This is a genomic window from Pseudomonas sp. GXZC (assembly GCF_026967615.1).
Lineage (GTDB): Bacteria > Pseudomonadota > Gammaproteobacteria > Pseudomonadales > Pseudomonadaceae > Aquipseudomonas > Aquipseudomonas azotoformans_A.
Genome location: NZ_CP114115.1, coordinates 6,149,944 through 6,175,216, shown reverse-complemented (window position 1 = coordinate 6,175,216; position 25,273 = coordinate 6,149,944). Strand labels below are relative to the sequence as shown.

The 25,273-nt window shown below is 60.9% G+C and carries 21 protein-coding genes; 14 read left to right on the top strand and 7 right to left on the bottom strand.

Annotation, left to right across the window (positions count from 1 at the left end):
- Positions 1-85: 85 nt before the first annotated feature.
- The 4 genes from OZ428_RS29140 to OZ428_RS29125 all read left to right on the top strand — a co-directional run bounded on the left by OZ428_RS29140 (position 86) and on the right by OZ428_RS29125 (position 4,301).
- Entirely contained in the window at positions 86-532 is a 447-nt protein-coding gene (locus OZ428_RS29140; protein WP_269132080.1) for a DUF4879 domain-containing protein, read from the top strand.
- A gap of 96 nt (positions 533-628) precedes the next feature.
- A complete protein-coding gene (locus OZ428_RS29135) occupies positions 629-1,135 on the top strand; it encodes a (2Fe-2S)-binding protein (RefSeq protein ID WP_269132079.1) in 507 nt (168 codons plus the stop codon).
- Positions 1,132-2,121 carry an FAD binding domain-containing protein gene (locus OZ428_RS29130; protein WP_269132078.1) on the top strand — a complete coding sequence of 330 codons (990 nt, stop codon included), beginning with the start codon at positions 1,132-1,134 and terminating at the stop codon, positions 2,119-2,121. Before OZ428_RS29135 ends, OZ428_RS29130 begins: the two co-directional genes overlap by 4 nt.
- The gene (locus OZ428_RS29125; protein WP_269132077.1) at positions 2,118-4,301 is read left to right on the top strand and encodes a xanthine dehydrogenase family protein molybdopterin-binding subunit; all 2,184 of its coding nucleotides are present in this window, start codon (positions 2,118-2,120) and stop codon (positions 4,299-4,301) included. Before OZ428_RS29130 ends, OZ428_RS29125 begins: the two co-directional genes overlap by 4 nt.
- On the opposite strand, the gene OZ428_RS29120 is transcribed toward OZ428_RS29125, so the two are convergent.
- Positions 4,298-5,539, bottom strand: coding sequence for an MFS transporter (locus OZ428_RS29120; RefSeq protein ID WP_177004277.1), 1,242 nt, complete (start codon positions 5,537-5,539; stop codon positions 4,298-4,300). The two genes, OZ428_RS29125 and OZ428_RS29120, sit on opposite strands and share 4 nt — an antisense overlap.
- Positions 5,540-5,857: 318 nt before the next feature.
- Between OZ428_RS29120 and OZ428_RS29115 the strand changes: the two genes are divergently transcribed.
- Genes OZ428_RS29115 through OZ428_RS29105 form a run of 3 tightly spaced genes read left to right on the top strand, consistent with a single transcriptional unit; the run spans position 5,858 to position 8,489 of the window.
- Positions 5,858-7,300: a cytochrome ubiquinol oxidase subunit I gene (locus OZ428_RS29115; protein WP_033897875.1), complete on the top strand. Its 1,443-nt coding sequence runs from the start codon at positions 5,858-5,860 to the stop codon at positions 7,298-7,300.
- Between the two features lies 1 nt (position 7,301).
- Complete coding sequence (gene cydB / locus OZ428_RS29110; RefSeq protein ID WP_015885994.1) at positions 7,302-8,309, top strand: cytochrome d ubiquinol oxidase subunit II; 1,008 nt, start codon at positions 7,302-7,304, stop codon at positions 8,307-8,309.
- A gap of 12 nt (positions 8,310-8,321) precedes the next feature.
- On the top strand, positions 8,322-8,489 hold the full coding sequence (locus OZ428_RS29105) for a DUF2474 domain-containing protein (RefSeq protein ID WP_269132074.1): 168 nt from the start codon (positions 8,322-8,324) through the stop codon (positions 8,487-8,489).
- Positions 8,490-8,568: 79 nt separating this feature from the next.
- Here OZ428_RS29105 and OZ428_RS29100 read toward each other — a convergent pair whose 3' ends face one another.
- A complete protein-coding gene (locus OZ428_RS29100) occupies positions 8,569-9,693 on the bottom strand; it encodes a methyltransferase (RefSeq protein ID WP_269132073.1) in 1,125 nt (374 codons plus the stop codon).
- Between the two features lie 159 nt (positions 9,694-9,852).
- Entirely contained in the window at positions 9,853-10,563 is a 711-nt protein-coding gene (locus OZ428_RS29095) for a helix-turn-helix transcriptional regulator (RefSeq protein WP_269132072.1), read from the bottom strand.
- Between the two features lie 383 nt (positions 10,564-10,946).
- On the opposite strand from OZ428_RS29095, the gene OZ428_RS29090 reads away from it, so the two are divergent.
- Positions 10,947-11,723 (top strand): ferredoxin--NADP reductase, encoded by a 777-nt coding sequence (locus OZ428_RS29090; protein WP_269132071.1) that lies wholly within the window; start codon positions 10,947-10,949, stop codon positions 11,721-11,723.
- Between the two features lie 45 nt (positions 11,724-11,768).
- Here the strand turns inward: OZ428_RS29090 and mscL are convergent, their stop codons facing one another.
- Positions 11,769-12,188, bottom strand: a complete 420-nt coding sequence (gene mscL / locus OZ428_RS29085) for a large-conductance mechanosensitive channel protein MscL (protein ID WP_010206685.1) — start codon at positions 12,186-12,188, stop codon at positions 11,769-11,771.
- Between the two features lie 287 nt (positions 12,189-12,475).
- Between mscL and katB the strand changes: the two genes are divergently transcribed.
- Genes katB through radA form a run of 3 tightly spaced genes read left to right on the top strand, consistent with a single transcriptional unit; the run spans position 12,476 to position 16,018 of the window.
- The gene (gene katB / locus OZ428_RS29080) at positions 12,476-14,017 is read left to right on the top strand and encodes a catalase KatB (protein WP_442964810.1); all 1,542 of its coding nucleotides are present in this window, start codon (positions 12,476-12,478) and stop codon (positions 14,015-14,017) included.
- A 58-nt stretch (positions 14,018-14,075) separates the two neighbouring features.
- Positions 14,076-14,615, top strand: coding sequence for an ankyrin repeat domain-containing protein (locus OZ428_RS29075; RefSeq protein ID WP_061434241.1), 540 nt, complete (start codon positions 14,076-14,078; stop codon positions 14,613-14,615).
- 35 nt (positions 14,616-14,650) lie between these two features.
- A complete protein-coding gene (gene radA, locus OZ428_RS29070) occupies positions 14,651-16,018 on the top strand; it encodes a DNA repair protein RadA (protein WP_016976768.1) in 1,368 nt (455 codons plus the stop codon).
- On the opposite strand, the gene OZ428_RS29065 is transcribed toward radA, so the two are convergent.
- On the bottom strand, positions 16,007-16,372 hold the full coding sequence (locus OZ428_RS29065; RefSeq protein WP_269132070.1) for a PilZ domain-containing protein: 366 nt from the start codon (positions 16,370-16,372) through the stop codon (positions 16,007-16,009). The two genes, radA and OZ428_RS29065, sit on opposite strands and share 12 nt — an antisense overlap.
- A gap of 174 nt (positions 16,373-16,546) precedes the next feature.
- On the opposite strand from OZ428_RS29065, the gene OZ428_RS29060 reads away from it, so the two are divergent.
- From OZ428_RS29060 to yjiA, 3 genes are all read left to right on the top strand, one after another.
- Positions 16,547-18,613, top strand: a complete 2,067-nt coding sequence (locus OZ428_RS29060; protein ID WP_269132069.1) for a carbon starvation CstA family protein — start codon at positions 16,547-16,549, stop codon at positions 18,611-18,613.
- A 15-nt stretch (positions 18,614-18,628) separates the two neighbouring features.
- Positions 18,629-18,826, top strand: coding sequence for a YbdD/YjiX family protein (locus tag OZ428_RS29055; RefSeq protein ID WP_033901562.1), 198 nt, complete (start codon positions 18,629-18,631; stop codon positions 18,824-18,826).
- A 78-nt stretch (positions 18,827-18,904) separates the two neighbouring features.
- Positions 18,905-19,864, top strand: a complete 960-nt coding sequence (yjiA, locus tag OZ428_RS29050) for a GTPase (RefSeq protein ID WP_269132068.1) — start codon at positions 18,905-18,907, stop codon at positions 19,862-19,864.
- Between the two features lie 45 nt (positions 19,865-19,909).
- Here the strand turns inward: yjiA and glyA are convergent, their stop codons facing one another.
- Positions 19,910-21,163 carry a serine hydroxymethyltransferase gene (gene glyA / locus OZ428_RS29045; protein ID WP_017737423.1) on the bottom strand — a complete coding sequence of 418 codons (1,254 nt, stop codon included), beginning with the start codon at positions 21,161-21,163 and terminating at the stop codon, positions 19,910-19,912.
- A gap of 248 nt (positions 21,164-21,411) precedes the next feature.
- Positions 21,412-25,263, bottom strand: a complete 3,852-nt coding sequence (locus OZ428_RS29040; protein ID WP_330911132.1) for a sensor domain-containing protein — start codon at positions 25,261-25,263, stop codon at positions 21,412-21,414.
- Positions 25,264-25,273 lie beyond the last annotated feature (10 nt).

The window sequence follows — 25,273 nt, the reverse complement described above, 5'->3', positions numbered from 1 at the left end:
AGGATCGGAAAAAGCGGCGCATCATACCAGCAGCCGAGGCCTTGAGGCATACTGCGCCGACGTTTAAACCAAGGTCATCTGCAACATGAAAAACGCCAACCCGTGGAGTCTAGCCCTGATCCCCTGTATCAGCCTGTTGCTCGGCGCAGCACCGGCCTGGGGCGCGGCTGCACCGCCGTTGAGCGAAGTGCGGGTGTTCCAGGTCGAGTCGGCAGCGTGTAAGGAAAGCATCCCCGAGCGCGCGCAGAGCACACAGATGTGTACGCACCGTGGGCCTACCAAGGTTTCCGTCATGGAGGTGGGCCTGGGTAATAACCCCATGGGCCGCTTCGATGGCGCTGAATTGAATGGGCAACGCACGGCGGTTTGTCAGGTCGGCAACATCAGCGAAGTGTGCAACGGCGTGGGCACACTGATGGGCTACATCTATGTGTTTGACCTGAATGTCGAGGCCCAAGGCTGGTTCCAGTACAGCAATTCCTCGATCAACCCGCCGCAAAACACCCTGACCACGCAGCTCAATATCCGCTGATCAATCCGCTTGAACGCTCAATACCCTGGGAAGTCGTACCCCTTAAGACGGCGACTTTCCTAACGCCGCGGATGCACACCAACCCGTGAGGTGTTTATGAGCGCGACCCCCAATGGCGCGACGGCCCAGCCGTTCGTCAGCCACTCGATACGCCTGCGCCTCAACGGCCAGGACCGCCAGCTGGACGTGTTGCCCTGGACCACGCTGCTTGACCTGTTGCGCGAACAGCTCGACCTGGTTGGCAGCAAAAAAGGCTGCGACCACGGCCAATGCGGTGCCTGCACGGTGCTGCGCGACGGCAAGCGCATCAATGCCTGCCTGACGCTGGCGGTGATGTGCGACGGTGCCGAGCTGACCACCATCGAAGGCCTCGCCGACGGCGACCAACTGCACCCGATGCAGCAAGCCTTCATCACACACGACGCCTTCCAATGCGGTTACTGCACCCCCGGCCAGATCTGCTCGGCGGTCGGCCTGGCCAATGAAGGTCGTGCGCACGACACCGCCCAGATCCAGGAGCTGATGAGCGGTAACCTGTGTCGCTGCGGCGCCTACAGCAATATCCGCGATGCCATTGCAGACGTCGTGGGAGGTGAGCGATGAATCCCTTCCACTACAGCAAGCCGGCCGATGTGCAGGAAGCGGTGCACCTGAGCAGCGCCGCCTCGCGTTTTATCGCCGGCGGCACCAACCTGCTGGATCTGATGAAAGAAAACATCAGCCGCCCCGAGCATCTCATCGACATCACAGGGCTGCCGTTAAATGAGGTTCAGGCAACCGCCGAGGGCGGCCTGCTGATCGGCGCCCTGGTGAGCAACGCCGACCTGGCCTGGCACCCGCTGATCGAACAGCGTTACCCGCTGCTGTCCCAGGCCATCCTCGCGGGCGCCTCGCCGCAGCTGCGCAATATGGCCAGTACCGGTGGCAACCTGTTGCAGCGCACCCGCTGCTACTACTTTTATGACGCCACTGTGCCGTGCAATAAGCGCGAGCCCGGCAGCGGCTGCCCGGCACGCACGGGGTTGAATCGTATTCATGCCATCCTCGGCGCCAGTGAACAGTGCGTAGCGACCCATCCTTCCGACATGTGCGTGGCGTTGGCGGCGTTGGAAGCGCGAGTACATGTTGAAGGTCGTGCAGGCGCTCGTGTTATCGAGTTTGCCGACTTCCATCGCCTGCCCGGCGATGCGCCGCAGCGTGACAACCAATTGGCTGACGATGAGCTGATCACCGCCATCGAACTGCCCGCCGACAACCTGGCAAACCACAGCAACTACCTGAAAATCCGCGACCGCGCTTCCTATGCGTTCGCCCTGGTGTCCGTTGCTGCAGCGTTGGAGCTGGACGGCGACCGCATCGTCGACGCGCGCCTGGCCCTGGGTGGCGTGGCCCATAAACCCTGGCGGGACCGCGCAGTGGAAGCCGCGTTGATCGGCCAGCTCGTCAGCCGCGAAACCTTCAGCCACGCCGCCGACGCGCTGCTGCAAGACGCCGAACCCCTGGAACACAACGGCTTCAAGATCAAGCTGGCACGCCGGGGGATTATTCGTGCCCTGAGTGATGCGGCTGTCGCAGGAGAGCGCCCATGACCTCTATCGGCAAACCCTTGGATCGGGTTGACGGTCTGCTCAAGGTCACAGGTAAAGCGCGTTATGCCGGTGAGTTTCCCGAGGACGGCCTGCTGCACGGCAGCGTGGTGTCCAGTACCGTCGCCAAAGGCCGTGTGTTGCACATCGATGCTTCCAAGGCACTGGCCCTGCCGGGCGTGGTGGCGGTGATTCATCACCTCAATCGCCCCAAAATCGCCAGCTATGATGACGCTTTCCAGGATGCCGACGCCGCCGACGGCTCGCCGTTTCGTCCGCTCTACAACGATCGCGTGCTGTATAGCGGCCAGCCGCTGGCCCTGGTGATCGCCGACAACCTTGAACTGGCGCGGCATGCGGGTTCACTGGTGGACATCGAGTACGAAACCGAAGCCTTTGAAACCGACCTGCTGGCCCTGCAGGATCAGGCCCACGCCTCGCCGCAAACCCCGCCCGAACCGCGTGGCAACTTCCAGGCCGAATGGACCGCTGCCGCCGTCAGCCTGGATGTGCACTACAGCACGCCCATCGAACACCACAACCCGATGGAGCCCCACGCCAGCACGGTGCTGTATCAGCCGGACGGCACCCTGCATATCCATGACAAGACCCAGGGCCCGCAGAACTGCCAGGCCTACGTGCAAAAAGTCTTCGGCCTGGATAAAAGCCAGGTGCGCATCTTCGCCGCGTTTGTTGGCGGCGCGTTTGGTTCCGGCCTGCGCCCGCAGTACCAATTGCCGCTGGCCGTGATGGCCTCGTTGGCGCTCAAGCGTTCGGTGCGGGTCACGCTGACGCGCCAGCAGATGTTCACGTTCGGCTATCGCCCGCGCACTCTGCAGCGCCTGCAACTCGGCGCCGCCGCCAACGGGCGCTTGCTGGCATTGGGGCACACCGCCATTGGTCAGACTTCGCGTTTCGAAGACTTCAGCGAACACGTCGTGGAATGGAGCGGCATGCTCTACCACTGCGACAACGTGCAGCTTACTTATAAGTTGGTGCCCCTGGACGTGTTCACGCCGCTGGACATGCGTGCGCCCGGCGCGGCCCTCGGCGTGATCGGCCTGGAGTGCGCCATGGATGAACTGGCCTGCGCACTGGGTATGGACCCGGTACAACTGCGGCTGATCAACTACGCCGAGCGCAACCAGAACGAAGACAAGCCCTGGTCGAGCAAAGCCCTGCGCGAGTGTTACCGCGAAGGCGCCGAGCGTTTTGGCTGGAGCCAGCGCAACCCGGAACCGCGCAGCATGCGCGATGGCCGCCAGTTGATTGGTTGGGGCATGGCCGGCGGCGTGTGGGAAGCCATGCAGATGAAGGCCAGCGCCAAGGCGCGCCTCGATGCGCAAGGCAAGCTGACCGTCAGCAGCGCCACCACCGATATCGGCACCGGTACCTACACGGTGATGACCCAGATCGCGGCCCAGGCCAGTGGTGTGGCGGTCGACGACGTGGCGTTTCTGCTGGGTGATTCATCATTGCCCACCGCGCCGCTGCAGGGCGGTTCATTCACCGTGTCCTCCGTCGGCACTGCCGTGCAGCAAGCCTGCGAGGCCTTGAATGCCAAACTGCTGAACATCGCCCGGCAGACTTACCCGGTGTTCAAGGACGCCGAAACCGTGCGCTTCGAAGAGGGCCAACTGCATACCGGCGACGTGAGTGTGTCGCTGGCACAGTTGGTCAAGGACAGCGGCGAAGACGCCTTGGAAGTGCAGGTCGACAGTGAGCCCGACAAAAAACGCGAGGGCTACAGCACCGCCACCCACTCAGCTGTCTTCGTCGAGGTGCAGGTGGACGAAGACCTGGGAACGATCAAGGTCCGCCGGGTGGTCAGCGCGATTGCCGCCGGGCGAGTGGTCAACCCGAAGATGGCCCGCAGCCAGATCCTCGGCGGGGTGGTGTGGGGCATCGGCATGGCATTGCATGAAGAAACCCAGATCGACCATCAGTTGGGGCGCTATATGAACCACAGCCTGGCGGAGTACCACATTCCGGTTAACGCCGATATTGGCGACATTGATGTGGTGTTTGTCGAAGAACACGACGAGATCGTCAACGCCCTGGGGTCCAAGGGCGTCGGTGAGATTGGTATCGTCGGGGTCGCAGCGGCGGTGGCCAATGCGATTTATCACGCCACCGGCAAGCGGGTGCGGGAGTTTCCCATCACCCTCGACAAGGTGCTCTAGACCTTCGCGGGTTCTTCCACGGGCACATGCATGCGGTCACGGTTGGCCAGGGTCGGGAACAGCTTGATCCAGACTCCGGTCACCACCAGCGTACCGATCCCGCCCATGACCACGGCGGGCACGGTGCCGAACCAGTGGGCGGTAATCCCGGATTCGAACTCGCCCAACTGGTTGGACGCGCCGATAAACAAGCCATTGACCGCACTGACCCGCCCGCGCATTTCATCCGGCGTCTCCAACTGCACAAAGGAGGCGCGGATGACCATGCTGATCATGTCCGCCGCGCCCAGCACCACCAGCACCGCCAGTGAGAACCAGAACGAAGTCGACAGGCCGAAGGCGATGGTCGCCACGCCGAACACGCCGACGGCGGTGAACATCACGCGGCCCACATGGCGGTCCACGGAAAACCGCGCCAGCCACAGCGACATCAACAACGCGCCCACCGCCGGGGCCGAACGCAGCAGGCCCAGGCCCCAGGCGCCGGTCAACAGGATGTCTTTGGCAAACACCGGCAGCAACGCGGTGGCGCCGCCCAGCAGCACGGCGAACAGGTCAAGGGAGATGGCGCCGAGGATGTCCGGGCGGCTGCGGATGAAGCGGATGCCGGCGAGCAGGGAGTCCAGGGTGGCCTTGCCTTTGTTGAGTGGTGTCTGGCGGGCTGGCAGGTTGAGGGTCAGCACGCAGGCGATGAGGTACAGCACTACCGTGGGGCCATAGACCCAGACGCTGCCAAATGCGTACAGCAAACCGCCGAGGGCCGGGGCGACGATGGTTGCCAGTTGCTGGGCCGACTGCGACGAGGCCACGGCTCGCGGGAATAAAATGCTGGGGACGATGCTGGGCAGCATCGCCTGGGTGGTCGGCATTTCAAACGAACGCGCGGCACCGAGCAGGAAGGCGAGGATGAAGATCATCTCGCGGGTCACATTGCCGGTCAGCCCGCCGATGGCCAGGGACAGTGCGATCAACGCCTGCACGGTCTGGCAGATGGCGGCGACCTTACGCCGTTCATAGCGGTCGGCCACATGCCCGGTGTGCAGCATGAACAATACGCGCGGCACGAATTCCACCAGGCCGACCAGGCCCAGGTCCAGCACATTGCCGGTCAGTTGATAGAGGTTCCAACCGATGGCCACGGTAAGCATCTGAAAGCCGCTGGCAGTGAAGATACGCGCCAGCCAGAACGCGATGAAAGGGCGGTGGTGACGCAACAGCAACGCGGGTTCACTAGGCATCGGGGATTCAGGTCAGGGCCGGAGGGAGCGCCGAGATTATCATCAAGTTGTAACAGATAGTTGCAAGAACTGATCTGAGGCAGTCTGTCACGCGGCAAAAGACCACGCCGTCCTCCATCGAAAATGGGACTACTCTTTCAGCAATGCTTGATCCAGATCAATGTCCGCCCGGACATCGGCCTGGCGGCCGCAAGGCCAGATTCCCTACGCGTTTGGTTAAAAAAAGAAACGAATTGAAATTCGCCAGACTCCATATCCGTGGGGGCAGTGGGTGCAGGCTCCCGCCAGCAGCCGGTATTACCTGACAGAGGAAGACTTATGTTCGGTTTGGAGGCGCTAGATCTCGCCCGAATTCAATTTGCGTTCACCATCTCTTTCCACATCCTGTTCCCGGCGATCACCATCGGCCTGGCCAGCTACCTCGCGGTGCTGGAAGGCTTGTGGCTCAAGACGCACAACGACACTTACCGTGACCTCTACCACTTCTGGTCGAAGATCTTTGCCGTCAACTTCGGCATGGGCGTGGTCTCCGGGTTGGTCATGGCCTACCAGTTCGGCACCAACTGGAGCCGCTTCTCGGACTTCGCTGGCGCCGTCACCGGGCCGCTTCTGACGTACGAAGTGCTCACGGCCTTCTTCCTTGAGGCCGGTTTCCTGGGCGTGATGCTGTTCGGCTGGAACAAGGTGGGGCGCAACCTGCACTTTTTCTCCACCGTGATGGTGGCTGTCGGCACCTTGATTTCCACGTTCTGGATCCTCTCGTCCAACAGCTGGATGCAGACGCCCCAGGGCTTTGAAATCATTGATGGTCGCGTGATCCCGACCGATTGGTTCGCCGTGGTCTTCAACCCCTCGTTCCCTTATCGCCTAGCGCACATGGCCACGGCGGCGTTCGTAGCGACTGCGTTCTTCGTCGGCTCCTCGGCGGCCTGGCACTTGCTGCGTGGCAAGGACAACCCGGCCATCCGCAAAATGCTCTCGATGGCGATGTGGATGGCGCTGATCGTCGCGCCTATCCAGGCGGTGATCGGTGACTTCCACGGCCTGAATACCTTGAAGCACCAGCCGGCGAAAATCGCCGCGATTGAAGGCCACTGGGAAAACATCGGCAACGAACCGACGCCGTTGATCCTGTTCGGCTGGCCAGACATGAAAGAGGAAAGGACCAAGTACGCCGTCGAGATCCCGTACCTGGGCAGCCTGATCCTCACCCACTCCCTGGACAAACAGGTGCCGGCGCTCAAGGAGTTCCCGCCTGAGGACCGCCCCAACTCGACCATCGTGTTCTGGTCGTTCCGGGTCATGGTCGGCCTCGGCTTCCTGATGATCTTCACCGGCCTGTTCAGCCTCTGGCTGCGCCGCGGCGACAAGATGTACACGTCCAAACCGTTCCTCTACCTGGCATTGTGGATGGGCCCGTCCGGCTTGATCGCGATTCTCGCCGGCTGGTTCACCACCGAGATCGGCCGTCAGCCTTGGGTAGTCTACGGCTTGATGCGCACGGCGGATGCGTCCTCCGGGCATAGCCTGGCGCAGATGACCATCACCCTGGTGTTGTTCGTGGTGGTGTATTTCGCGCTGTTCGGCGCAGGCCTGGGCTACATGATGCGCCTGGTGCGCAAAGGCCCTGTGACCCACGAAGGCACCGAGCCAACCCACGGTGGCCCTGGCCAGAAACGCACACCGGCCCGTCCGTTGTCGGCTGCCGATGATGATGGCAACGATGACGACCACACCCACATCCAGCACAAGGGGCATTGAGATGGGTATTGATCTTCCGCTGATCTGGGCCGTGATCATCATCTTCGGCATCATGATGTACGTGGTCATGGACGGCTTCGACCTGGGTATCGGCATCCTGTTTCCGTTTATCCCCGGCAAGACCGACCGTGACGTGATGATGAACACCGTGGCTCCGGTGTGGGACGGCAACGAAACCTGGCTGGTACTGGGCGGCGCGGCGTTGTTTGGCGCGTTTCCGCTGGCCTATTCGGTGGTGTTGTCGGCGCTGTACCTGCCGCTGATCCTGATGCTGATCGGGCTGATCTTCCGTGGCGTGGCGTTCGAGTTCCGCTTCAAGGCCAAGGACCATAAGCGTCACCTGTGGGACAAGGCGTTTATCGGCGGCTCGCTGGCAGCGACGTTCTTCCAGGGCGTGGCACTGGGGGCGTTTATCGACGGCATCCCTGTGGTGAATCGCCAGTTTGCCGGTGGTTCACTGGACTGGGCCACGCCGTTCACGATGTTCTGCGGCGTGGCGCTGATCGTGGCCTATGCGCTGCTCGGCTGCACCTGGCTGATCATGAAGACCGAAGGCCCGTTGCAGGAAAAGATGCACAACCTGGCGCGGCCACTGGCCTTTGTGGTGCTGGCGGTGATCGGCATCGTGAGCATCTGGACGCCATTGACGCACCCGGAAATCGCCTCGCGCTGGTTCACACTGCCGAACCTGTTCTGGTTCCTGCCGGTGCCAATCCTGGTATTGGTGACCATGTATGGGCTGATCCGCGCGGTGGCACGCAATGCGCACTACACGCCGTTCCTGCTGACGCTGGTGCTGATTTTCCTGGGCTACAGTGGATTGGGTATCAGCCTGTGGCCGAATATCATTCCGCCATCAGTGTCGATCTGGGACGCCGCCGCGCCGCCGCAAAGCCAGGGCTTCATGCTGGTTGGCACCCTGTTCATCATCCCGTTCATCCTGGGCTACACCTTCTGGAGCTACTACGTGTTCCGCGGCAAGGTCACCCACGAAGACGGTTATCACTAGGAGGGTCGTTCCATGTCCGGCAAACCTTCGTTGCAAGAGATCGAACAGGCCGAGAAACAGCCGTTGTGGCGGCGCCTGGGGTGGCTGGCGATGATCTGGACCGGCAGTGTGCTGGCCTTGTTCATTGTGGCCAGCCTGATGCGCATGTTCATGAATGCGGCGGGCCTGACCACTCACTGATATCCCGATCCGGGCCTGACGGCCCGGTTTTTCAACCCTGCTTTTCGCGAGAGAAGCAGGGTTTTTTTATTGACGGGCTTTATTTACGGGCTTTGAGGATCACGAATTTTGGCGTGGTGGCGACTTGCTCGACACCCCGGAACAAGCGCGCCAGTTTGGTGTGATAACCCAGGTGGCGATTGCCGACTATATAGAGAGCGCCGCCGACCACCAGCGCTTCCCGGGCCTGCTGGAACATGCGCCAGGCGAGGAAGTCACCGACCACCTGTTGCTGGTGGAAGGGCGGGTTGCACAGCACCACGTCCAGCGAACCCGGCTCCTGGCCAGCCAGGCCATCGGCGGCACGTACGATCACGTCGCGATCACCGAGGGCGGCTTGCCAGTTTTCGGCGGCCGATTGCACGGCCATATAGGATTCGTCCACCAGGGTGTAATGCGCTTCGGGGTTTTGCAGGGCACTGGCAATCGCCAATACGCCGTTGCCACAACCCAAGTCCGCCACACGGGCGTTGCCCAGGTTTTTCGGCAGGTGGGGCAGGAACGCACGGGTGCCGATGTCCAGGCTTTCGCGGCAGAACACGTTGGCGTGGTTCAGCAGTTCGATCGCCGGCGTGTCCAGGGTGTAGCGGGTGGGGTAGGGCGAAATGGCTGCGGGGCGGTCTTCAACAGTGGCGATCAGCAGCCGCGCTTTTTTCACTGCGAGTGACGCCTGCATCGGTCCGATATAGCGCTCCAGCAACTCGCCTGCCGCCCGTGGCAGATGCTTGATCATAGCCCCGGCGATGACTTGGGCTCCTGGCGTGAGTTGACCTTGCAAGCGGATCAGTTGTTCTTCCAGCAGCGCCAGGGTTTTCGGTACGCGGATCAGCACGCAGTCGAAAGGCCCTGCCGGAACCTGGCTGGCGGGAATGAATGCCACTGCATCAAACGCCTTGCCGTTACGTACCAGGTTCTTTTCCAAGCCCTGGGCAGCCAGGAACGAGTCACCGCTGGACGTGACCTGCACCTGCCCCTCAAGGCTTGCGGCCAGGGCGCCGAAGCTGTCATTGAGCACCAGCACGCGGGTTGCATTCGTCGGCTTCTGTTCCGCCAGATGATTGAGCAGGTATTCGTCGGCGGCATCGAAGGCTTGCAGCGGATCGTTATGTTGCTCTGGCTGGCGGATCAGATCGAGCTGGGCGAAGGGGCTTTCGAGCAGGGGCATGGCGGGGGAGGCTCTGGGTCAACGATGGGTGGTCGGCAGTCATGGGCCGAACCGTCTGAGTGTACTGCGCGCGGCACCTGGGGGGCTGCTCAACACTCAGAATGGGTCGCAAATGTTACGTTTTTTTCAAAGGGAATACATGCAGTGTTTCTTGGGCGGTTAAATAATCCCTTCTTGCGCGGCACGAAGCACGGCGGCGATCTTGTTGTTGACGCCCAGCTTCTTGAGGCAACTGCACACATGAAAACCTACTGTCCGTTCGGACAAGCACAGGATGGCCGCGATGTCCGCCGCTGTCTTGCCCATGCCCGACCACATGAGCACTTCTATTTCCCGTGGGGTCAATTTGCTGGTGGGGTTGACGCTTTGGCCTGCGGCATACTTTTGCGCCAGTACCGCGTGCATCGCATGACAGAGCCACAGCAGCATGCCCGCCTTTTCGTACAGTTCCTCCGGACTCACTTCGCCCTTGTCGCGGCTGAGGGTCAACATGCTGAACACGCCCCGGAAATCATGCACGGTGAGGGTTACCGCCCTGTGCACCCCAACGGTTTGGGCTAAAGACCAAAGGCTTGGTATCTCTTTGAATAATTTCTCCTCCCAGACAATCGGCAATAAACTTGCTTTGCAGTGTTTAACAATGGGATCAACTTCAAAGAATTTTGCTTCGTCGTAGATTTTTTTCCACTCGTTTGAGTGGTTGGTAAATTCAATTGGCTTGATTTGATTTTTGGGTAATTGGGAACTCATCTTGAAAGAACAGTGTTTGAAACCCAGTTCATACGTTTTGTTGATCACCATTTCAAACACACTGGTGACCTCGTTTTCACCTTCCAGCTTGGGAAGGCGCGTGGTTTGCCATTTGAGCATAGGTCACTCTCCATGGGGTTCTCCGTGACTTGGGGTACGTCCTGAACCCCCAAAGCTGCACGAAAACCAGTGTAGGACAACGGCTACGCAGCGAGAGGAAAATTTTGCTCTTGCGAATTGATGTTTAATAGTTTTTTGCAAAACTGTTCGTTAGCTCTTTAACGACTTAGTTGAAAAAGTGACGGTTTATTAGTCAGTTGTAGGCCGTGTAACGATCGACTAACAGTCGTCTTCACACGTTTAAGTGAAGGCTAATAGCGAATGAGTTGGCGGTGCGACTACATAGCCACTACTGCGTATATTTGCCGATACCACTACCAATCGCAGGTGTTTCCCCACGCGACTTTGAGGGACACTAGGGCACCTGTAGAACGGAGCCCCCCATGACGGCCAGTGCTGAGAAATTTACCCGCCAGACCTTGCTCGACGTGCAATCGCTGACCCCCAGCCTGTTTACCCTGCGCACCACCCGCGATCCGGGCTTTCGTTTCACGGCGGGGCAGTTTGTGCGTTTGGGGGTGACCAAGGCGGATGGCAGTACCGTATGGCGTGCCTATTCGCTGGTGTCCTCACCGTTTGATGAGCATCTGGACTTCTTCTCGATCGTTGTCCCCGGTGGTGAGTTCACCAGCGAGCTGAGCCGCCTGCGGGTAGGCGATACCTTGATGGTGGAGCGCCAGGCCACGGGTTTCCTGACCTTGAACCGTTTCGTCGATGGCCGCGATTTGTGGATGCTGGGCACTGGCACCGGGGTGGCGCCGTTTTTGTCGATCCTGCAGGACTTCGAGGTGTGGGAGAAATTCGAACGCATCATCCTGGTGTACAGCGCACGGGAAGCCAAGGAGCTCGCGTATCAAACGCTGATCAATGATCTGGGTGAACGTGAATACTTGGCCGAGTACGCACACAAACTCACCTACGTTCCCATCGTCACCCGTGAGCAGCATCCCGGCGCATTGAATGGGCGCATCACCACGCTGATCGAAAATGGCGAGCTTGAGCGCGCAGCCGGCGTCGAATTGACCCCGGAACATTCCCGCGTGTTGATCTGCGGCAACCCGCAGATGGTCGATGACACGCGCCAGTTGCTCAAGCAGCGTGACATGAACCTGAGCTTGAGCCGTCGCCCCGGCCAAGTGGCGGTGGAAAACTACTGGTAATAAAAAAGGCGCCTCTAGCAGGCGCCTTTTTTCTCAAGCCGGTCTTTACAGGCGCGGCTTGTCGTTCTGTGCCTTGAGCAGATCACGGATCTCACCCAGCAACACTTCTTCCTTGGTCGGCGTCGGCGGCAGGCTTGGCGCCACGGCCTCTTCACGCTTCAGGCGGTTGATCGCCTTCACACCCATGAAGATCGCAAATGCGACGATCACAAAGTCGATGACGCTCTGGATGAACTTGCCGTAGGCCAGTACCACCGCAGGCACATCGCCCTGTGCCGCCTTGAGCGTTATCGCCAGGTCACCGAAGTCCACGCCACCGATCAACAGACCGATTGGCGGCATCACCACGTCGCCTACAAACGAGGAAACAATTTTGCCGAAGGCGGCGCCGATGATGATACCGACGGCCATATCGACCACATTACCTTTGACCGCGAAGGCCTTGAACTCACTGATCACGCCCATAGGTTATTCCTTGTTACAGATGAGAAGGGTGGGACTCAGTGTAAGTCAGTCGTAGCGGGCTTGCCCGACACAACCGTTAACACTGTTAGTTTTTATCGACACATTAAAACGCAAATAGTTTGCAAAGTGCCATCAATCGCGCGCGAAATACGCCTGATATCAGTTACTTAACAGATTATTTTGTTAATCGGGTTGTTGTGAGTTTTCTATTTATCTTCTGACTCTCGGGTCACTAGCCTCTGGCAAGCACAACTGAATGTGCATTAAAAAAACCAGAGGAAACCTCGATGAAGACCCCTATGAGTCGCGGGCCTGTTTCAGCGCGATACGCGCTGGTACTGGCGACCGCCAGCCTGCTTTCCCTGTCCGTACACGCCGCCAACCTGACCCGCGATAACGGTGCTGCGGTGGGTGACAACCAGAACTCGCAGACCGCCGGCGCCAATGGCCCAGTGTTGCTGCAAGACGTGCAGTTGATCCAGAAGCTGCAGCGCTTCGACCGCGAGCGCATCCCCGAGCGCGTGGTGCACGCCCGTGGCACCGGCGCCCACGGTACGTTCACCGTCACCGATAACCTCAGTGACCTGACCAAGGCCAAGGTGTTCGCGGCCGGCGAAGCCACCCCGGTGTTCGTGCGCTTCTCCGCCGTGGTCCACGGCAATCACTCCCCGGAAACCTTGCGCGACCCGCGTGGTTTCGCCACCAAGTTCTACACCGCTGATGGCAACTGGGACCTGGTGGGTAACAACTTCCCGACCTTCTTTATCCGCGACGCCATCAAGTTCCCGGACATGGTCCACGCCTTCAAGCCAGACCCGCGCACCAACCTGGATGACGATTCCCGTCGCTTCGACTTCTTCTCCCATGTGCCTGAGTCCACCCGCACGCTGACCGAGCTGTACTCCGACTCCGGCACCCCGGCCAGCTATCGGGAAATGGACGGCAACGGCGTGCACGCCTACAAGCTGATCAACGCCAAGGGCGAAGTGCACTACGTCAAGTTCCACTGGAAGAGCCTGCAAGGCATCAAGAACCTCGACCCCAAGCAGGTCACCGAAGTGCAGGGCCGCGACTACAGCCACATGACCAACGACCTGGTCACGCATATCAACAAGGGCGATTTCCCCAAGTGGGACCTGTACGTGCAGGTGCTCAAGCCTGAGGACCTGGCCAAGTTCGACTTCGATCCATTGGATGCGACCAAGATCTGGCCGAATGTGCCTGAGCGCAAAGTCGGGCAGATGGTGCTGAACCGCAACCCCGCCAACGTGTTCCAGGAAACCGAGCAAGTCGCCATGGCCCCGGCCAACCTGGTGCCGGGCATCGAGCCGTCCGAGGACCGTCTGCTGCAAGGCCGCGTGTTCTCCTATGCCGATACCCAGATGTACCGCCTGGGCGCCAACGCCCTGCAATTGCCAATCAACGCCCCACGGGTGACCGTCAACAACGGTAACCAGGACGGCGCGATGAACTTCGGCAAGACCACCACCGGCGTGAACTACCAGCCAAGCCGTCTGCTGCCACGGGACGAGCCGCAAGCCGCGCGCTACAGCCAGTCGGCCCTTTCGGGAAGCACCCAGCAGGCGAAGATCCAGCGCGAGCAGAACTTCAAGCAGGCCGGTGATCTGTACCGCTCCTTCACGAAGAAAGAGCGCCAGGACTTGATCGAGAACTTTGGTGGCTCGCTGGCGACCACCGATGACGAGAGCAAGCACATCATCCTGTCGTTCCTGTACAAGGCCGACCCGGAATATGGCACCGGCGTGGCCAAGGTTGCCAAGGGTGACCTGGCACGCGTGAAGGCGCTGGCGGACAAACTGACTGACTGATCCGTTGGTTCTGGTCGGCGCCCTTGATGAGGCGTCGACCTTTGGCAGGAGAACACCCATGCGAGTTTCTATCGGATTGCTGATGGCCATGCTGGCCTTTGTCGCCCATGCCGAGTCTCCCGACCCGGTCGCGCTCAAAGCCCAGTTGCAGGACTACTATTTCGACGCCGCCCGCCGAGGCGACCTCGACATGCTCGACACCTTTATCGACTCCGGCTACAGCCTCAACACCCAGGACGACAAGGGCTACACCGCGTTGATCCTCGCCGCCTATCACGGCCAGGGCCCGTTCGTTGAGCGCTTGCTCAGCGCGGGCGCCGACGCCTGTGTGCAGGACAAACGTGGCAACACGGCGCTGATGGGCGCGATCTTCAAGGGCGAGTTGAAAATTGCCCAGCGCCTGCTGGCGACCGACTGCAACCCCGATCAACGCAACGGCGCCGGGCAGACGGCGGCCATGTACGCCGGGTTGTTCAAGCGCGTCGAGTTGCTGGATGAGTTGAAGGCCAAGGGCGCCGACCTCAACGCTGAAGACCCGATCGGCAACAGCGCTTCACGATTGGCCAGCGGTGAAATCCGGACCCCGGCGTCGCGCTGAGCTATCATCGCGGTTTTTCGGTTGGAGGTTCTCAAATGGCAAAGGCCAAGCGCATGTACGGCTGCACGGAGTGCGGCGCGACCTTTCCCAAGTGGGCCGGCCAGTGCACCGAGTGCGGTGCATGGAACACCCTGACTGAGACCATGATCGAGAGCGGTGGCGCCGCAGCTCCCACCGGCCGTGCCGGCTGGACCGGGCAACAGGCGCAGATCAAGACGCTGGCCGAAGTCAGCGTCGAAGAGATCCCGCGTTTCTCCACGGCCTCCGGTGAATTGGACCGGGTGCTGGGCGGCGGCCTGGTGGACGGCTCGGTGGTGCTGATCGGCGGCGACCCAGGCATCGGCAAATCGACGATCCTGCTGCAAACCCTGTGCAGCATCGCCAGCCGCATGCCGGCGCTGTATGTCACCGGCGAGGAATCCCAACAACAAGTGGCGATGCGCGCCCGTCGCCTGGGGCTGCCCCAGGATCAACTGCGGGTGATGACCGAGACCTGCATCGAAAGCATCATCGCCACGGCCCGTATCGAAAAGCCCAAGGTCATGGTGATCGACTCGATCCAGACCATTTTCACCGAGCAATTGCAGTCGGCGCCGGGTGGCGTGTCCCAGGTGCGTGAAAGTGCGGCGCTGCTGGTGCGCTATGCCAAGCAGAGCGGCACAGCGATCTTCCTGGTCGGTCATGTGACCAAAGAGGGCGCACTGGCCGGGCCACGGGTGTTGGAGCACATGGTCGACACCGTGTTGTATTTTGAAGGTGAGTCCGATGGCCGTCTGCGTTTGCTGCGGGCTGTGAAGAACCGTTTTGGCGCGGTCAACGAACTGGGCGTGTTCGCCATGACGGACCGGGGGCTTAAAGAAGTCTCCAACCCTTCAGCGATTTTTCTCACTCGCGCCCAGGAAGAAGTCCCCGGCAGCGTGGTGATGGCAACGTGGGAAGGCACCCGCCCGATGCTGGTGGAAGTGCAGGCGTTGGTGGATGACAGCCATCTGGCCAACCCGCGCCGCGTGACGTTGGGCCTGGATCAGAACCGCCTGGCGATGTTGCTCGCCGTATTGCACCGTCACGGCGGCATCCCGACCCACGACCAGGACGTGTTCCTCAACGTGGTCGGCGGGGTCAAGGTGCTGGAGACCGCATCCGACCTGGCGTTGATGGCGGCAGTCATGTCCAGCCTGCGTAACCGACCGTTGCCCCATGACTTGCTGGTGTTCGGTGAGGTGGGCCTGTCGGGCGAGGTGCGTCCGGTGCCCAGCGGCCAGGAACGCTTGAAGGAAGCTGCCAAGCACGGCTTCAAACGCGCAATTGTGCCCAAAGGCAATGCGCCGAAGGAGTCGCCGCCGGGGATAAAGATCATTGGCGTGACGCGGTTGGAACAGGCATTGGATGCACTATTCGAGTAGGGCGCCCAGCTCGCGCTCCAACTCTTGCGGATCGCCCAGGTTCAACTCGATCAGCCGCCGCAGATGGCTGATCGAATCCAGGTCGATGTGCTCGCACACGAAGCCCAACTGCCCGTGATCCTCATGGGCCAGCTTCACCTGCATCTTTATATGCGCCCGTGGGTCCAGCCGGATGTCCACGTCAAATAGCCGCTTGCCATTACCCCGCCAGTCGTCAGGGCGCTCCACCAGCAAGCCTCGCAGCGATAAATCCAGCAGTTGCACCGGCCAATTCCAGCTGTCCTGGGCAATGGTCGTCTTGGCATCAAAGGCGATGCGACGGAAACGGCGGCGTTCAGACGGTTGCTCGGTCATGGTGAAACCCTCTGGAGATAGAAGGATTGTAGCCCTGCGCCATCATCGGCCCGGAATTTCTGCTTTTTTTGTGCGCAGGAGGCTCTAGACCAACGTAGGGGGGTGGCCTTTGAGGCCAACAGCGCTAAACTCGGGATGGCTGTCCTTTCTGTCCACCCTGGCTGGAATATAAAAATGAAAAATAATAATAGCCTGCTACGCCACCTACCCTGGCTGGTGCTGGCAATCGTAGGAGCGTGCGCCCTAGGCGTAGTGGCTTTGCGCCGCGGCGAGGCGATCAACGCCTTGTGGATTGTGGTCGCTGCTGTGGCCATCTACCTGGTTGCGTACCGTTACTACAGTCTGTTCATCGCTAACAACGTGATGCAACTCGATCCACGGCGGGCCACCCCCGCAGTGCTCAATAATGACGGTCTGGACTATGTGCCGACCAACAAACACATCCTGTTCGGTCACCACTTTGCGGCGATTGCCGGTGCAGGCCCGTTGGTCGGTCCGGTGCTGGCGGCGCAAATGGGCTACCTGCCCGGCACGCTCTGGCTGATTGCCGGCGTGGTGCTGGCCGGTGCGGTGCAGGACTTCATGGTCCTGTTCCTGTCCACCCGTCGCAACGGCCGTTCCCTGGGGGACATGGTTCGCGAAGAGATGGGCCGTATCCCTGGGACCATCGCGCTGTTCGGCTGCTTCCTGATCATGATCATCATCCTCGCGGTGCTGGCGCTGATCGTGGTCAAGGCCCTGGCCGAGAGCCCATGGGGCATCTTCACGGTGATGGCGACCATCCCGATCGCGATGTTCATGGGCATCTACATGCGCTACATCCGCCCGGGCCGCATCGGTGAAATCTCGATCATCGGCGTGCTGTTGCTGCTCGGTTCGATCTGGCTGGGCGGGCAGATTGCCGCTGACCCGGTCTGGGCCAAGGCCTTCACCTTCACCGGCATTCAAATTACCTGGATGCTGATCGGCTACGGTTTCGTCGCTGCAGTGTTGCCGGTTTGGCTGATCCTGGCGCCGCGTGACTACCTCTCCACCTTCCTGAAAATCGGCACCATCATCGCCCTGGCGATCGGCATTCTGGTCACCATGCCCGACCTGAAAATGCCGGCCCTGACCCAGTTCATCGACGGCACCGGCCCGGTGTGGAAGGGTGGCCTGTTCCCGTTCCTGTTCATCACCATTGCCTGTGGCGCGGTCTCGGGTTTCCACGCGCTGATCTCCTCGGGCACCACGCCCAAGTTGCTGGATAACGAAACCAACGCCCGCTACATCGGTTACGGCGGTATGTTGATGGAATCGTTCGTCGCCATCATGGCAATGGTTGCCGCTTCGGTGATCGAGCCTGGCGTGTATTTCGCTATGAACAGCCCGGCTGCCGTGGTGGGCAGTGATGTGGTGACTGTGGCGCAAACTGTCAGCAGCTGGGGCTTTGCCATTACCCCGGAAGCACTGACGGCGGTCGCCCGTGACATCGGTGAAACCACCATCCTGGCACGTGCCGGCGGTGCACCGACCCTGGCGGTCGGTATCGCGCAGATCCTGCACAGTGTGCTGCCGGGTGAAAACACCATGGCGTTCTGGTACCACTTTGCGATCCTGTTCGAAGCGTTGTTCATCCTGACGGCCGTGGACGCGGGCACCCGTGCCGGTCGCTTCATGCTGCAAGACCTGCTGGGTTCCTTCGTACCGGCGCTGAAACGCACTGAGTCCTGGACCGCCAACCTGATCGCGACCGCCGGTTGCGTGGCGATGTGGGGTTACCTGCTGTACCAAGGCGTGATCGACCCACTGGGCGGCATCAACACCTTGTGGCCACTGTTCGGTATCTCCAACCAGATGCTGGCAGGTATCGCGCTGATGCTGGCCACCGTTGTGCTGATCAAAATGAAACGCCAACGCTACATCTGGGTAACCATGCTGCCGGCGGTCTGGCTGCTGATCTGCACCACCACCGCGGGCTTCATCAAGCTGTTCGACGCCAACCCGGCGATTGGCTTCCTGTCGCTGGCCAAGAAGTACAGTGATGCGTTGGCCAATGGTCAGATCCTCGCCCCGGCGAAGAACATCGACCAGATGCAGCACGTGATCTGGAACGCCTACACCAACGCAACGCTGACGGCGCTGTTCCTGTTCGTGGTGTTCAGCATCCTGTTCTATGCGCTCAAGGTCGGCGTCGCCGCCTGGGGCAACAAAGAACGTACGGATAAAGAAGCCCCGTTCCAGGCTGTTCCGGACGCGTAATCGAGGATTGCAACCATGTTCAATGACATCAATCGCCTCGGTAAATACCTCGGTCAGGCCGCGCGCCTGATGGTCGGCATGCCCGACTACGATACGTACGTCGAGCATATGCAAACCAAACACCCGGACAAGCCGATGATGGACTACAAGGCGTTCTTCCGGGAACGCCAGGAAGCCCGTTACGGCGGCAAGGGTGGGCCCAAGTGCTGTTGACCTGCTAGGCAGGCCCCTGTGGGAGCCCATACCAATGGGCTCCCATTTTTATTTCTGTTTATTGAAGGAGAACTGCTTTTGTCCTCTCCCATTCCGGTCACCGTCCTCAGCGGCTTCCTCGGCGCCGGCAAGACCACCTTGCTGCGCCACCTGCTCAAGGCCGAACACGGCCTGAAGATCGCCGTGATCGAAAACGAATTCAGCGAGGCCGGTATCGACACCCAGCTATTGGGCGCCGAGCCGGTGCAAGTCATGACCCTTTCCAACGGCTGCGTGTGCTGCACCATCCACACCGACCTGACCAAAGCCCTGTACCTGCTGCTGGAGCGCCTGGACAGCGGCGAAATCGCCTTCGACCGCTTGGTGATCGAGTGCACCGGCCTGGCCGACCCGGCCCCTGTGGCCCAGACCTTCTTTATCGACGAGGAACTGCGCGAGCGCTATATCCTCGACGGCATCATCACCCTGGTGGACGCCGCCCACGCTGAGCACCACCTGACCCAGACCATCGCCCAGGCCCAGATCGGCTTTGCCGACCGCCTGCTGGTGAGCAAACGCGACTTGGTGGATGACGCTACCTTTGACGCGCTCAGCGAGCGCCTCACCCGCATCAACCGCCGTGCGCCGATTCGGGTGGTGGACCATGGCAACATCGACCTGGCTGAACTGCTCGATGTGCGTGGCTTCAACCTCAACGCTGGCATGAGCCTGCGCCCGGTGCGCGCCGCGCCGTCCATCGACCGTATCTCCAGCTTGGTGCTGCGCACCGACCAGCCGCTGGATATCGACCGTCTGAGCGAGTTCATGAACGAACTGCTCGAAGACCACGGCAAGCAACTGTTGCGCTACAAGGGCGTGCTGAATATTGCCGGTGAAGACCGGCGCATGGTGTTCCAGGGTGTGCTCAAGCTCTACGGCTTCGATTGGGACACGGAGTGGGAAGAGGGTGAGGCGCGGGAGAGTGTGATTGTGTTTATTGCCGATGAACTGCCGGAAGACAAGATTCGCGAAGGTTTCCAGCGCGTCTATCAGGCATAAAAAAGCCCGGCTCTAGAGCCGGGCTTCTTGTTCAAGCAACTGCAATCAAGCGCCGTACACCGGCAGCTTCTTGCAGATGGCCTTGACCTTCTCACGCACCGCGTCGATCACGGCTTCGTTGTTCAGGTCAGCCAGGATGTCGCAGATCCAGCCAGCCAGTTCCTTGCACTCTGCTTCCTTGAAGCCACGCGTGGTCACAGCCGGAGTACCGAAGCGCAGGCCGGAGGTGACGAACGGCGAACGTGGGTCGTTCGGCACGGAGTTCTTGTTCACGGTGATGAAGGCTTTGCCCAGGGCAGCGTCAGCATCTTTACCGGAAATGTCCTGCTTGATCAGCGACAGCAGGAACAGGTGGTTTTCAGTACCGCCGGAGACTACGTCGAAGCCGCGCTCGATGAACACGCTGGCCATGGTCTGGGCGTTCTTGACCACTTGTTGCTGGTAGGTCTTGAACTCAGGCTGCAGGGCTTCCTTGAAGCAGATCGCTTTGGCGGCGATCACGTGCTCCAGCGGGCCGCCTTGGGCGCCTGGGAAGACAGCGGAGTTCAGCTTCTTCTCGATGTCGGCGTTGGCGCGAGCCAGGATCAGGCCGCCACGTGGACCGCGCAGGGTCTTGTGGGTCGTGGTGGTCACGACGTCAGCGTAAGGCACCGGGTTCGGGTAGACGCCAGCGGCGACCAGACCGGCCACGTGGGCCATGTCGACGAACAGGTACGCGCCCACTTTGTCAGCGATTGCGCGGAAACGTGGGAAGTCCAGGATCTGCGAGTAGGCAGAGAAACCGGCCACGATCATTTTTGGCTTGTGCTCGACCGCCAGGCGCTCGACTTCGTCGTAGTCGATCAGGCCGTTGGCATCGATACCGTATTGAACGGCGTTGTACAGTTTGCCGGAGGAGGAAACGCTGGCGCCGTGGGTCAGGTGACCGCCGTGGGCCAGGCTCATGCCCAGGATGGTGTCGCCGCCTTGCAGCAGGGCCAGGTACACGGCGCTGTTGGCTTGGGACCCGGCGTGCGGCTGGACGTTGGCGTAGTCGGCGCCGAACAGTTCTTTGGCGCGGTCGATAGCCAGCTGTTCAACCACGTCGACGTACTCGCAACCACCGTAGTAGCGCTTGCCTGGGTAACCTTCGGCGTACTTGTTGGTCAAGACCGAACCTTGAGCCTCCATCACCGCTGGGCTGGTGTAGTTTTCCGAAGCGATCAGCTCAATGTGCTCTTCCTGGCGCACGGCTTCTTGCTCCATGGCGGCGAAGAGATCGGCGTCGTACTTGGCAATAGTCAAATCACGGCTGAACATGGCGGTCCTCAAGGATCGGGGGCAGAAAAGGAGGGCATTCTAACCCAATGGGTTTTAGATGGCATATGAAAGGACATCATGTCGCGGATAAGCGGGGCTCATCTGGGGATAAGCGGTGCTTGTTGTAGCTGTTGTGGCGAGGGAGCTTGCTCCCGCTGGACTGCGCAGCAGTCCCAAAAAAGAGGGGCCGCTTCGCGCCCCAGCGGGAGCAAGCTCCCTCGCCACAGGGAAGTCAGCCCACTAGAGGATCAGTCGAACATGAAGAGGGCATCGTTACTGAACTGCGCCTCGAACCGATTCGCCGGCATCGGCCGCCCGAACAGGTAGCCCTGCACTTCATCGCAGCCATGCTCACGCAGGAAGTCCAGCTGCTCATGGGTTTCCACACCCTCGGCGATCACCGCCAAGTTCAGGCTGTGGGCCATGGCAATAATGGCGCGGGCGATCTGTGCGTCTTGCTCGCCTGATGGCAGGCCATCGACGAAAGTGCGGTCGATCTTCAACACGTCGATGGGGAATTGCTTGAGGTAGTTGAGCGACGAGTAACCGGTACCAAAGTCGTCAACCGCAATGCTCAAGCCCAGGTTTTTCAGGCTGTCGAGGATCTGCATCGCCTCGTTGACTTCACGCATCAGGATACTTTCGGTCAGCTCCAGCTCCAGGCACGCCGGCGGCAGGCCCGTGTCCTTGAGGATGGTGGCGATGCGGGTGCCCAACTGGCCGTCGGAGAACTGCCGCGCCGAGATGTTCACCGAGACTTTCGGCACGCGCACCTTGTTCTGGTGCCAGGTCTTGAGCTGTCGGCAGGCTTCGCTGATCACCCAGTCGCCCACGTCCACCACTAGGCCCAATTCCTCCAGCACCGGGATGAAATCCCCCGGCGGCACCAGGCCACGACGCGGGTGGCGCCAGCGCAGCAGGGCTTCGGCGCCGGTCAGGCGTTTACCGTCGCCGCTGAACTGCGGTTGGTAATAGAGCACGAATTCATTCTGGTCCAGAGCGTGGCGCAGGTCGCTTTCCAGCTCCAGGCGCTCCAGGGCGCTGGCGTTCATATCGGCCTGGTAGAACTGGAAGTTGTTCTTGCCGCGTTCCTTGGCGTGATACATCGCCGTGTCGGCGTTTTTCATCAACTGGCTCAGCTCGTTGCCGTCCTGGGGGCTCAGGGCGATGCCGATACTGGCGGTGACAAAAAACTCGCGGCCCTCCAGTACAAAGGGCTTCACCAGGCTGGCGAGGATCTGCTCGGCCACATGAATGGCACGGTTCAGCGCCATTTCGCGGCTGATCCGCGGTTGCAGGAGCAGGGTGAACTCGTCGCCGCCCATGCGCGCCACGGTGTCGTCTTCGGCCACGCAACCCAGCAGGCGCGTGGCCATTTCCTTGAGCATGCGGTCGCCAGCGGCGTGGCCCAGGGAGTCGTTGATCGGTTTGAAGCGGTCGAGGTCAAGGAACATCAGCACCACCCACGACTTCTGCCGTTCGGCCGACTGCAACGCGGTGTGCAGGCGATCCTGGAACAGCGTGCGGTTGGGCAGGTGGGTCAGGGCGTCGTAGTAAGCCAGGCGGTGGATGCGCTGCTCGCTGGCCTTGCGCTCACTGATGTCACTGAAGAAGCACACATAGCTGGCCAGGTCGCCTTCATCGTCGAACACGGCGGTAATGCCCACCCACGCCGGGTAATGCTCGCCGTTGCGGCGCTTGAGCCACACTTCGCCTTCCCAGGTGCTGTGCTGGTGCAGTTGCTTGAGCACGTAGCGCAGATGGGCTTCCTGCTGTTCGTCGACGGTGAGCATGTTCGGCAACTGGTCGAGTACATCGCTGACCGCATAGCCGCTGACCCGGCTGAACGCCTCGTTGGCCTGCACGATATAGCCCGCGGGGTCGGTAATCAGGATCGCCGAGGTCGAGTGTTCGAATACCGTGGCCGCCATGCGCAGGTCTTTCTCGGCGCGGCGTTGCTGGCTGATGTCGCGGCCCACGCCAAGGATGCCCTCGAAGGCGCCGTGTTCGTCCCACACCAGCACCAGTCGCAGCTCGATCGGCACTTTGCGACCGTCTGCGCGCAAGCAGTCGAACAGGAACAGTTGGGTCTGGATCTCATCACGCAGCCGGTTCAGCGCCTCAGGATCGCCCAGCGAGCGGCTGACCTGTTCCACCAGGCTGTAAATGCCGGTCAGTTGCTGCGGGTTGGCGATGATCGACTGCCAGCCGTTCTTGAACACCCAATCCACGTCATAACCGAGCACGGCGTTGACCGAAGGGCTGATGTAGTTGAGCGCCAACTGGCTGTCGGTGGAGCAGATCACGTCGCTGATGCTTTCGGCCAGCATGCGGTAGCGCTGTTCGCTGTCACGCAGGGATTCGCTGGCCTCGATCTGGTCGGTGATGTCCTTGGCCACGCCGATGATGCGGGTGATCTGCGCCGTCTTGTCGCGGGCCAGGGCCTGCTCGCGGATGTCAAAGCGCCGCCATTGGTTATTGCGGTGACGAAAGCGCAGCTGGCATTGCAATTGGGTGGTGTAGCCGATCTGGCGCTGCTGCTGGCGCAGGTCGTGGTAATGCTCGGCGTCTTCGGGGTGCAGCAGGATTTCCCAGAAGTACTCGCCCATTTGCTGCAGTTCGGCCTTGTTGTAGCCGAGGGTATGGCCCAGGTGATGGTTGCTGAAAATCATGCGCTGGCTGATCACGTCCTGCACATACAGGTGGTCGGGGACGGTGCGTACCACGTCGGACCAGAAGCTCTCGCGCTCCACCAGCGACAGCTCGATCAACTTGCGGCTGGTGATATCGCTGATGCTGAGGATCACTGCCTTGAAATCGTCCTGCTGCTCCGGCAGGCGCATCACCAGCCACAGGTACTGCTCGTTGCCGGCCACGTCCTTGAGCTGGATTTCCAGTTCCAACTGGTTCTGCTGGGTCAGTACCGCCTCAAGAATCTGGTAGCCGATGGACGTGGCATTGCGCGGGCAATCATCGATCAAGCGCTCCCAGGCCTCTTCACAGGAACCCACGTTCAGCAGGCGCACCGCCACCTGGTTGACCTCGGTGATGCGCAGTTCCTTGAGCAGTTGCTGGCGCTCGTTAGGGTTGTCCTGCAGCCAGGCGTGCAGTTGCTCGCGGGTCTCCAGCCGGGTCTTGTCGAAGAAGGCATTCAGGCCCGACAGGTCGAGCACGCACAAGGCCACGCCGGTGCCTTCGAAAATGTCCTGGTAGCGCCGCCGGCCTTCATGCACCTGGCGCTGGCGGCGACGCATGTTCAACAGCACGATCACCGGGATCAATGAAAACGCCAGGCCCAGCAGGCATTTACCGATAAAGGCCGGCAGCAGTTGTTCCAGCACCGCCGTGCGGTCGAACAGCCCGCGCAGTTGCCAGTCGCTCTTGCTCAGGGGCGTGACCAGTACGCTTTTATTCAGCTCGTCCGGGGTCAACGCAGACGCCCACTGCGCTGGCATGCCGCTGTCTCGGCTGACAACCCGATGGTTGATGCGATTCTCGATGACCCACAGCGGGCGCTGGCCCTGGCCGTCTTGGCGGGTGAGATTGCTCAGGTAGTTGGGGGCCAGGCGCAGCGCCCAATACATCCGCGAGCCGCCGCTGGGTTGGTGCAGCAACAGATAGATAATCGTGCCGTCGTTGCTGTTGCTCAGGTAATAGGATTGGGCGTGGCTGCGTTGCACCAGTTCTGCCAGCCAGGCGGCGTCCTGGCTGTCGGTGGCGCTGTCACTGACCATCGCGCCGCTGGGGGCGAGCAGGGCGATGCTGCGCAGCTCCGGCAGCGAGCGTTGCAAGGTGCGCATCAGGGCCTGTTGCTGTTCGCTGTCACGCGGTGGCTCGACCATCGGCAGCAAGTTCAGGGCGATTTTTGCGCTGAGGGCCATGTTCAGGCTGATCTGTTCAGCCAGGTCGGCGCTGTAGTCGATGGTGTATTGCTGCTGGTTCTTCTGGTTTTGCTGGAGCTGGTCGAGCAACTGCCAGAACAATAACGCGAGCAGCATGAGGACGAGCGTCGCCAATGCGCCTTTGAGGGTGCCGTGCAGGGGCGCTCCCGGCGCTATATGAGCGGCGCGCAGGGGAGTTGGCGGCGTGACTTTGGACAAGCTGTGATCC

Coding starts and splice junctions, on each gene's coding strand:
- OZ428_RS29140 (WP_269132080.1), top strand. CDS start 86: ATGAAAAACGCCAACCCGTGGAGTCTAGCCCTGATCCCCTGTATCAGC.
- OZ428_RS29135 (WP_269132079.1), top strand. CDS start 629: ATGAGCGCGACCCCCAATGGCGCGACGGCCCAGCCGTTCGTCAGCCAC.
- OZ428_RS29130 (WP_269132078.1), top strand. CDS start 1,132: ATGAATCCCTTCCACTACAGCAAGCCGGCCGATGTGCAGGAAGCGGTG.
- OZ428_RS29125 (WP_269132077.1), top strand. CDS start 2,118: ATGACCTCTATCGGCAAACCCTTGGATCGGGTTGACGGTCTGCTCAAG.
- OZ428_RS29120 (WP_177004277.1), bottom strand. CDS start 5,539: ATGCCTAGTGAACCCGCGTTGCTGTTGCGTCACCACCGCCCTTTCATC.
- OZ428_RS29115 (WP_033897875.1), top strand. CDS start 5,858: ATGTTCGGTTTGGAGGCGCTAGATCTCGCCCGAATTCAATTTGCGTTC.
- cydB (WP_015885994.1), top strand. CDS start 7,302: ATGGGTATTGATCTTCCGCTGATCTGGGCCGTGATCATCATCTTCGGC.
- OZ428_RS29105 (WP_269132074.1), top strand. CDS start 8,322: ATGTCCGGCAAACCTTCGTTGCAAGAGATCGAACAGGCCGAGAAACAG.
- OZ428_RS29100 (WP_269132073.1), bottom strand. CDS start 9,693: ATGCCCCTGCTCGAAAGCCCCTTCGCCCAGCTCGATCTGATCCGCCAG.
- OZ428_RS29095 (WP_269132072.1), bottom strand. CDS start 10,563: ATGCTCAAATGGCAAACCACGCGCCTTCCCAAGCTGGAAGGTGAAAAC.
- OZ428_RS29090 (WP_269132071.1), top strand. CDS start 10,947: ATGACGGCCAGTGCTGAGAAATTTACCCGCCAGACCTTGCTCGACGTG.
- mscL (WP_010206685.1), bottom strand. CDS start 12,188: ATGGGCGTGATCAGTGAGTTCAAGGCCTTCGCGGTCAAAGGTAATGTG.
- katB (WP_442964810.1), top strand. CDS start 12,476: ATGAAGACCCCTATGAGTCGCGGGCCTGTTTCAGCGCGATACGCGCTG.
- OZ428_RS29075 (WP_061434241.1), top strand. CDS start 14,076: ATGCGAGTTTCTATCGGATTGCTGATGGCCATGCTGGCCTTTGTCGCC.
- radA (WP_016976768.1), top strand. CDS start 14,651: ATGGCAAAGGCCAAGCGCATGTACGGCTGCACGGAGTGCGGCGCGACC.
- OZ428_RS29065 (WP_269132070.1), bottom strand. CDS start 16,372: ATGACCGAGCAACCGTCTGAACGCCGCCGTTTCCGTCGCATCGCCTTT.
- OZ428_RS29060 (WP_269132069.1), top strand. CDS start 16,547: ATGAAAAATAATAATAGCCTGCTACGCCACCTACCCTGGCTGGTGCTG.
- OZ428_RS29055 (WP_033901562.1), top strand. CDS start 18,629: ATGTTCAATGACATCAATCGCCTCGGTAAATACCTCGGTCAGGCCGCG.
- glyA (WP_017737423.1), bottom strand. CDS start 21,163: ATGTTCAGCCGTGATTTGACTATTGCCAAGTACGACGCCGATCTCTTC.